An 8842-nucleotide genomic window follows, 5' to 3' on the forward strand; every position below is an offset into this window, starting at 1 on the left:
TAAATCCTACAGTACATTAAAAAAACCACTTGTCCAAATTGAACAAGTGGTTTTTTTAATGTACTGTAGGATTTACCATATGCCAGTAATACTAAAGATACTGCGTTATGTCGAACTTCGCTCAACTAACTTGTATGTTAAAGTGTTTAGCCTGTTTTTGGTGTTATTCAACTTATTTTGCAAAATAAGAAATGCATTCTCAGCTTGCTGGTCGATAGGATAGTCAATCGTTGTCAAATCGAGCAAGTGAGCCACCTCTGTATTATCGAAGCCCATAATCCCCAAATCTCCCGGAATGGAAAATCCCAATCGACGCAGGGCTGTCATAAGACCAGCTGCCACTTCATCATTGGCACAAAAAATAGCATCAGGTCGGTCTTCCTGCGATACCCACCATTTAGCATGCTCCTCCCCATCACGAACTAAAGTTTTATCTTCGAAATGAGGAAATGGATACGCCATGAGATTGTGTTTCTTAACGAATTCTGTATGGGCACGAATGCGTTCCTTTGTATTCAGTCCTTTGGACATCGGATATATGCTAAGTATTTTTCGGTAACCTTTGGAATGAAGATATTCAAGACCTGTCGAATAGGCATGAAATTGATCCATAAAGACAGAAGGAAGATTCTCGTTTTGAAGACGTTGCCATATAACAATGGGGCCATACCGGGCATAGGATTCAATGACATCCCATTCATTGGACCGTATCAAACACACGATAGCATCTAATTGCTTCCGTTTTAGCATTTCCAGGGCAATAAGCTCCTTTTCAGGTTCTCCATTCGTGATAAAAAGAGTGACGATAAATCCGTTTTTCTCAGCAAAAAGAGTGAATGCACGAACAAAATTAATAATAATAGGACTAAAGGAGACCGTCATTATTCCAATCTGACGAGTTTTACCTTTTTTTAGAGAGATCGCATTAGCATTGGGGACATAATCAAGCTCCTCGATAATTTCTAAAACTTTTTGTCTGGTTAAATCACTTACGTAGCCGTGTTTATTAATTACTCGTGATACAGTTGCTGTGGATACTCCCGCTAAGCGAGCAATTTCTTGAATATTCGCCATTTCTAACCACCTCTTAAGAGAAATCATATCATGTTTCCTAAGTTTGTCTTAACTAAAAAGGACTTCAGAGCCTAATAATATTGGCCTTGAAGTCTTTTAGTTAAGAATTGGAGAAATTAATTGTTATTCGTCTGTTCTTAGAAGTCAGCTTAATGTAACTGAAAATGTTCTTGCCACTCATTCAAGCCCTCTTCCATGCGAAAAGCCGTAAAGCCTTCAGATTGTAATTTCTGCGTCGCCAGAGCTGAGTAGACACACAGTGGACCTCTACAATATGCGATGATTTCTGTGTTTTTCGGTATCTCTCTTATTAGTGCATCTAATTCTTCCATCGGCACTGAAATTGCTCCCGCAATATGATCCATGTCATACTCTTCTTTAGGACGTAAATCCACCAAAATTATTGAATCATTATTAATCTTCTCCCTAACCTCATCCATCGTAAGCGTTTGAACGTCATCAAGATTGTTTAGGAAATCGTCTTTCATTCTACTAATGTCAGGAAGTTGTTTTTCACTGATTCGCCATAAAGAGGAAAGAAATTCGATGATTTCTGGATCAGCCAAAGAATAGATCACATATACTCCTTTTTTTGTGAATTTAACCAGTTTTGCATCGAGCAGAACTTGAAGGTGGCGAGATACATTCGCAATATTCATGTCTGTGCAGGTAGCTATTTTTTCTACGGTTCTAGAACCATTGGATAGCACATTTAAGATCTCAAGACGCTTATCACTGGATAAACATTTTCCGATTCTAGCCAATTGTTTATAGAGATCTTCCTTAAAGATTTTCGCAGAGTTCAGCATATCTTCCATTATTCTCAACCTCTATTCTTGTCGTATTATAAAACGGGAATCCCCAATTCCAATCATGCATAGGAGAAGCCTTAGAATACACCTTAAACTATAATCCATAACTGAAGAATCATAATGAGGAAATTAGATACTCAAAAATTGACTTTACTCATGAAATCGGCTCTTGTTCATTCAATTGAATATTAAAATTTTAACATGAACAACCCGAGTGGAGTCAAGTCAAAAGGATATAACTTGATAAAATTTATAAGAATACCCTATTTAGAAAGTTAAAAAGAAAGCCTTAAATTCTGGTTTACTCCAACATACAACGCATATGAAACATAAACTCTCACAAAAAAGTTGACACTGCCATTGCGCTCTGTCAGCTTTTTTCATTATGCAAAGATTAGTCAAACATCCGCCCCTAAATACATTTCTACAATGTGTGTCTCATTCGTAGTCATTTTCTATCCTTGTATTGACGAGCAGATTTCCTAATGCTATAATTCAATTAATCAATTGAATATTAAAAAATATGGTTATAAACAACTGTAAAAAATATCGAATTTGGAGGGATGAATATGTATAAATCTGTAATTGTCGGAACTGGTCCAGCAGGACTGACCGCAGCGATCTACCTGGCTCGTGCTAATATGAATCCGCTCGTCATTGAAGGACTTGAACCAGGAGGACAGCTTACAACAACAACTGAAATTGAGAATTATCCTGGATTTCCAGAAGGCATCATGGGCCCGGAATTAATGGATAATATGCGTAAACAAGCGGAACGCTTCGGGGCTACATTTCTTAATGGTTGGGTAAAGACGGTAGATTTGGAAAAACGGCCGTTTAAACTGGAAGTGGAGGGCAATGGTGAAATCATTACTGAGACTCTGATCATTTCAACCGGTGCCAGTGCGAAATATTTAGGAATACCAGGCGAAACAGAAAATGTAGGCCGGGGAGTTAGTACTTGTGCCACTTGTGATGGTTTTTTCTTTCGAAATAAGGAACTCATTGTAGTGGGTGGAGGCGATACTGCATTGGAAGAAGCAAACTTTCTAACACGATTCGCTTCCAAAGTTACTGTGGTGCATCGTCGAGAAGAACTGAGAGCCTCAAAAATTATGCAAGATCGCGCTCGTTCAAACCCAAAAATTGAGTGGGCTTTAAGCAGGACCCCACTTGAAGTTGTTGCGGAAGAGCGTGGAGTGACAGGATTGAAAGTCCGGAACCATATCTCAGGCGAAGAGGAAATCCTACATGCACATGGTGTATTTGTAGCCATCGGCCATCATCCGAATACGGACTTTTTAAATGGTCAAATTGAAACGGATAAGAACGGCTACATCGTTACAGTACCCGGCACATCGATGACAAATATTTCAGGTGTGTTTGCTTGTGGAGATGTACAGGATACTCGCTATCGTCAAGCTATTACTGCAGCAGGGACTGGAGCCATGGCGGCCATGGACAGTGAAAAGTTTATCGATTCTTTGGAAAATAATTAAAACGTCGTTAACCGAATAGAACGTTTTGAAGTTTCTCGGAGTCTAAGGATTTTAGTGACAAGTACAAGTAATGAAAATATGGAAAGGAGCATATTAAAATGCCGGATCAAAAAGTGACTATGAATACGGTTTGGTTCAAAGACGCGAAAGGTTTTGGTCGAATGAAAGGCGACAATTTACAAACACAAATTGCTATCCCTGTTCTTAAAGGGGGAAGTGGGGAAGGTGCTAATCCACAACAACTCCTGATGTCCTCTGCTATTGCTTGTTATTCTCTGACACTAGCGTACATGCTCGATCACAAGAAAGTACCCGTTGCCGGGTTCTTTATGGACACAGAAGGGAACATAGCTAGAGGGAACCAACTGAGCATTACACATCGTCCGCATGTTGTTTTATCCTCGGGTGCATCGAAAGAAGATATCACTGTGGTCGAAGCATTATTCCTACAAGCAGAAGAAAAATGCCACATTGGTCAGCTGCTTGTCAAAGCAGGTGTGCCGGTAGGTACCGAAGGTAAGGTATCGATTGATGCTGGAGATGATCTGACAAGTAACTATATTGAACAACATCAATTGGAATGGTAAACCATCCATTAAAAAAGGAGAAATTAAAATGAAAAAAGTTACCTCTAAATCAGAATTTGATACAGCTATTCGTTCCCCCAAAATTACAGTTGCTGTTTTTAAAGCAGACTGGTGCCCAGACTGCAAATTTATTGATCCATTCATACCTGAAGTTGAAGAAAAATTTGCGAATGATCTGGATCTCATTGAGGTGGATGTAGATCATGTAGGTACTGTGAGTGAAGAACAAAATATTATGGGTATTCCAAGCTTTGTAGCCTATGTCGAAGGTAAAGAGCTTACTCGTTATGTCAACAAGCTTCGTAAATCACGCGAAGAGATAGAACATTTTCTGCAAAGTGCTGTTGAGGTATATAACAAACGTTCATAAGGATTTTCGCGCTATTGCGTATCTATATAGAAACTACTCGAAGAAGCCACGTTTACCTCAAAAAGCAATTTGGCATAAAGAACGGTACGACACCAACTTAGAAAGCCTCATTAAAAAATATGAACAAACGATCTCTAACTACATGGATAAACGTACAAATGGAAAAGAAACAAGAGGTTGGAGTCAATAAGTATCCTTCTTCTATAACCACATTTATTTTATTATCCTGAAGTGAGAAGAATGTTGCAGCAGCAAGGATTTAATTTCAAGTAATTTCATTGATGGAAGCCCAAATTACATGAAAATCAATCGCTTAAGTTAAACAAGCCCTAAGCTGAAGATGGAGCCGATTTTGGATATCTGCTCTAATGGAGGAGAGCTGTCCTATTTAACAGGCTTCTGTGGTGGTGTAGCCATAACTTGGTTCTCAGTTCATTTTATAAACGTTAGAACGAGAGTCTTTTTATATGCACTGTTAGGGATTAGATAAGTTGATTTAATTGTTGCTAATATACGAAGTCTACGTTATAGAATGACAATAATAAAACTTGGAGGTTTTTTTGTGACTAATTCTCAATCTGTTGAAGCTCTTTTTAAACCATTCGAAATGGGAAATCTCAAACTATCTAATCGTATTATATTGGCACCTATGACTCGAAATTTTTCTCCAAATGGAGTGCCAGGGGAGGATGTCGCTGCGTATTATCGTCGTAGAGCTGAAAATGGTGTTGGACTTATTTTGACAGAGGGTACGTTTATCAACCATCCTGATGTTGCATCCGAGGTGCCAGCATGGCAGGAGGACGTACCACACTTATACGGAGAAGAGGCGCTAAACGGTTGGTCAAAAGTAGTTGATGGAGTACACGAGGCCGGTGGGAAAATTTTCTCTCAAATGTGGCATATGGGTGCACGAGGCAACGTTAATGATTACTCAAAACAAGAAATTTCGGAATTGGTTGAAGCTTTCGTACAGGCAGCAGTCAATGCTAAAAAAGTTGGTTTTGATGGCATCGAGATTATGGCAGCCCATGGATTTTTAATCGATCAGTTCTTCTGGGAAAAAACAAATTCGCGTAACGATGAATACGGTGGCGACATTGTCAAACGTGCACGCTTTGCTAGTGAGGTTATCGCAGCTTGCCGACGTGCTGTTGGACCAGAATTTCCAATCGTGTTGCGAATCTCACAATGGAAATATGATGCCTATACAGCAAAATTAGTTGAAACTCCAGAACAACTAAAACGTTTCTTAACGCCATTAGTTGATGCAGGCGTTGACATCTTTCATGCCTCTCTTCGTCGCTTTTGGGAACCAGCTTTTGAAGGATCTGACTTGAATCTTTCAGGATGGATAAAAAAACTGACAGGGAAACCAACAATTACAGTTGGATCTGTCGGTCTTGACGCTGATTTTTTGGATTTCTTTGCTACCGGGGAAGAGGCTAATGGCAAAGCCAACAAGATGGGCGATTTAATCGAGAGATTGGAACGTGAAGAATTCGATTTGGTCGCAGTCGGGCGCGCATTATTGGCTGACCCTGACTGGGTAAACAAAATCCGCGATGGACGAACAGAAGAATTACTTCCGTTTACGCGTGAGGCAATCGAAACATTGTATTAAACGGGAGTATGAAAAATAACGAAGAACCTATATCGATTTGAAATGCACCCCCTAGAATATATTAGATAAACCCTGGGTTTAACCAATGTATTCTAAGTGTTCATTTTTTTATGGCTATTCGCATGCATATTTTAGAAGGTTGGATATAAAAGATTCATTAAATATCTGGATATTCATGGCTTCCAAGGTGTCCCCCTCTTCTCATAAAAAGAACTTGACTTAAATGCCTATGCATTCTATTATTCAATTAATCAATTGAATAATGTCTTCTTGTTTTCGTTTAAAAGGAGGCATTTAATGAGAGAAACTTGTTGATTCAATCGTAGGATCTATGAAAAAGCGTAAGCAAGGAAAAAATTCTGAGTGTGATGAATAAAAGCTCAGAGTACACTAAAATTTCTAATGAATAGAGGGGTTTTTTATGAGTCATCAAGACAGTTTGTTTAAAAAATCGAATTTTAAACGTATTGGAGAATTTAACTCGGTTTCTCCAGAGATATTCAAGGCGTTTGTAGCCTTTGAAAAGTTAGCATTGGCTGAAGGTAAACTTACAGCAAAATACAAGGAACTAATTGCAATTGCTATAGCCCACACCACGGGATGCCCTTATTGCATTGAGGTTCATGTAAAACAAGCTAAGAAACATGGTGTTTCAAAAGAGGAAATGGCAGAAGCTATAATGGTTGCCACCGCGCTCAAGGCAGGTTCGGCGATGGCTCATGGCGTTAATGCTTTAAATGCGTATGATGGTACCGATGACGACGAGTTATACCGTGCATCTTATATTAATAGACTACGGGAGTTTACCCAATTAAGTGATTCGTTCAAATCCTTTGCTTCTTTTGATCAGCAAGCGTTGAAAGCCAGCATACTCAGTACCAAGGAAAAAGAATTGATTGCGGTTGCGGTTGCCCATACCACTGGGTGTCCATATTGCATTGATATTCATACGAAAGCAGCCAAAAAAGCCGGAGCAAACAAAGAAGAACTGGCTGAGTCGATTATGGTAGCTACTGCTTTAAAAGCTGGTTCCGCTCTTGCTCATGGAGTAAATGCACTGGTTGCATTTGACGAATAACTAAAACTGAGAAGGGGTAGAAACATGAAAATTGAAATCTGGTCTGACATTGCATGTCCATTCTGCTATATTGGTAAACAAAATCTGGAGCGAGCCTTAGATGGATTACCGCATAAAGATGAAATAAGTATTGAATACAAAAGCTTTGAGCTTGATCCGGGAGCTTCTTCGTATGATGGAACAAGTTTTCTAGAAAAATTAACCCCTAAATTTGGCGGAAGAGAACAGGCAAAAGAATTTCTTAGCCACTTAACTCAACAAGCCAAGAACGTGGGATTATCCTTTCAATTAGATAGTCTTAAACCCACCAATACACTGGATGCTCATCGTTTATTAAAATGGGCAAAAACGAATGGCAAAGAAACAACGTTGAATGAAAAATTACTTATTGCACATTTCACTGAATCAAGGGATGTAGGAGATTATGATACGCTGGCCGATATTGCAGAAACGGTTGGATTAAACAGAAAAGAAGTCCTCGAAGTATTAAAAAATAAGGATCTCTATAAAGATCAAGTACGAAAAGATCAAGATGAAGCTCGTAGAGTTGGGATTAGCGGGGTACCGTTCTTTATATTCAACCAAAAATATGCAGTTTCAGGGGCACAGCCGACAGAATCTTTTTCTCAAGTGTTGGAGAAAGTTTGGGAAGAAGAGCATCCGGTAGCTAAGTTTGAAATTCTTTCTGATGAAACCTCTAGTGAAGGACTATGTACTGATGAAGGGTGTGCGATCCCGCCTAAAAAGTCATAAAGGACAAGCCAGGATCCAATTAAATTGGTCTATGAAAAATATAAAATAGAGGAGTCCTAAATATGAGTAAAATGAACGGTGTAGATGTGAATATGCTCGGAAGCTTGGCAGAAAAATATAAGGAAAATCCCGAGGATGCGATTACAAGTTTTGCTTCTACAGTAAAATGGAAAGATGGGTTTTACTCGGAGGCCGAGGTTGGGGACTATAAGCCGGTACCCATTGATGAACCAGAGTGGCTATCCGGAACTGGAAAAGGGCCTAATCCCGTTGAGCTTTTGTTAAGTGCACTTGGCGCTTGTGTAGGTGTTGGATTCATTGCAACAGCTAGTGGTATGGGGATTAAAGTAAATTCGTTGGACGTTGATGTTACTGGCGAAATAGATCTGAACGTTTTCTTTGGCTTAAAAGAGGGGAATTCTGGCTTTGATGAAATAAACGTTCGTTTCAATGTGGACAGTGACGCAGATGAAGCGCAGGTTGAAAAGTTGATTGCAAAAGCCATAGAAATATCACCTGTGAGAAACACCATTGAAAGAAACGTTAAAGTGACTTCGATGTATACACTTCACAGTTAATACCATGTATACTTGATTGTTTTGCTAGAAAAGTAGACATTATGCGAGGAACACATAGCATAATGTCTACTTTTTTATAATTTTAGGATCAGGGTGCTTTCGTTTTCCCTTGTGGCTAAGGACATGTGTGCTCCCTTTTTTGCCAAACGCCCTACATACGTCAGTAGTTAATATTTTAAAACAGCCGACAGGCCGATGTACGAACTATTCTACAGTGGGAGTGAAGAAAATAGATTTGCTGCTCCAGCAGCCGACTTGATCTAAGTAGAATGAAGGCAAGCAGTAAAGATGGGATAGGTCGTCTACACATTTTGCTTCATTCCCTTCTTTCTGATCACGAACACGATGGAGAGAAGTACCGGAACCAGAAAAAACAAAATGATTCCCATGTATTCGACCGAACCGCTAAGGTTAAACACGTCCATCATACTAAGAGGAGTCATTGTGGAGATAAAGATAATCGGAAT

9 protein-coding genes and 1 pseudogene are annotated in these 8842 nt (G+C 39.3%); 7 read left to right on the forward strand and 3 right to left on the reverse strand.

All coding sequences use genetic code 11. The features are described 5' to 3' along the window. Positions 1 to 105 precede the first annotated feature (105 nt). Together GRP75_RS14530 and GRP75_RS14535 are read right to left on the reverse strand one after the other, a co-directional pair. Positions 106 to 1074: a LacI family DNA-binding transcriptional regulator gene (locus GRP75_RS14530; protein WP_160789645.1), complete on the reverse strand. Its 969-nt coding sequence runs from the start codon at positions 1072 to 1074 to the stop codon at positions 106 to 108. A 149-nt stretch (positions 1075 to 1223) separates the two neighbouring features. Then, positions 1224 to 1892 carry an ArsR/SmtB family transcription factor gene (locus tag GRP75_RS14535; protein WP_023988726.1) on the reverse strand — a complete coding sequence of 223 codons (669 nt, stop codon included), beginning with the start codon at positions 1890 to 1892 and terminating at the stop codon, positions 1224 to 1226. A 563-nt stretch (positions 1893 to 2455) separates the two neighbouring features. On the opposite strand from GRP75_RS14535, the gene trxB reads away from it, so the two are divergent. The 7 genes from trxB (at position 2456) to GRP75_RS14570 (ending at position 8375) form a co-directional block, all read left to right on the forward strand. Continuing rightward, complete coding sequence (trxB, locus tag GRP75_RS14540) at positions 2456 to 3385, forward strand: thioredoxin-disulfide reductase (RefSeq protein WP_160789646.1); 930 nt, start codon at positions 2456 to 2458, stop codon at positions 3383 to 3385. A gap of 98 nt (positions 3386 to 3483) precedes the next feature. Beyond that, entirely contained in the window at positions 3484 to 3972 is a 489-nt protein-coding gene (locus GRP75_RS14545; protein WP_160789647.1) for an OsmC family protein, read from the forward strand. Positions 3973 to 4000: 28 nt separating this feature from the next. After that, the gene (locus GRP75_RS14550) at positions 4001 to 4342 is read left to right on the forward strand and encodes a thioredoxin family protein (RefSeq protein WP_160789648.1); all 342 of its coding nucleotides are present in this window, start codon (positions 4001 to 4003) and stop codon (positions 4340 to 4342) included. A 562-nt stretch (positions 4343 to 4904) separates the two neighbouring features. Then, positions 4905 to 5966 (forward strand): NADH:flavin oxidoreductase, encoded by a 1062-nt coding sequence (locus GRP75_RS14555; RefSeq protein ID WP_023988730.1) that lies wholly within the window; start codon positions 4905 to 4907, stop codon positions 5964 to 5966. 421 nt (positions 5967 to 6387) lie between these two features. After that, positions 6388 to 7044, forward strand: coding sequence for a carboxymuconolactone decarboxylase family protein (locus GRP75_RS14560; RefSeq protein ID WP_023988731.1), 657 nt, complete (start codon positions 6388 to 6390; stop codon positions 7042 to 7044). Positions 7045 to 7068: 24 nt separating this feature from the next. Beyond that, entirely contained in the window at positions 7069 to 7797 is a 729-nt protein-coding gene (locus tag GRP75_RS14565; protein WP_023988732.1) for a DsbA family oxidoreductase, read from the forward strand. Positions 7798 to 7859: 62 nt separating this feature from the next. Continuing rightward, the gene (locus GRP75_RS14570) at positions 7860 to 8375 is read left to right on the forward strand and encodes an OsmC family protein (RefSeq protein ID WP_023988733.1); all 516 of its coding nucleotides are present in this window, start codon (positions 7860 to 7862) and stop codon (positions 8373 to 8375) included. A 302-nt stretch (positions 8376 to 8677) separates the two neighbouring features. Here GRP75_RS14570 and GRP75_RS30480 read toward each other — a convergent pair. Beyond that, positions 8678 to 8842 (reverse strand): annotated as a pseudogene (locus GRP75_RS30480) (spore gernimation protein); the annotation flags it as partial.

Origin of the sequence: Paenibacillus sp. OT2-17, assembly GCF_009827695.1 — a bacterium.
Taxonomy (GTDB): domain Bacteria; phylum Bacillota; class Bacilli; order Paenibacillales; family Paenibacillaceae; genus Paenibacillus; species Paenibacillus polymyxa_B.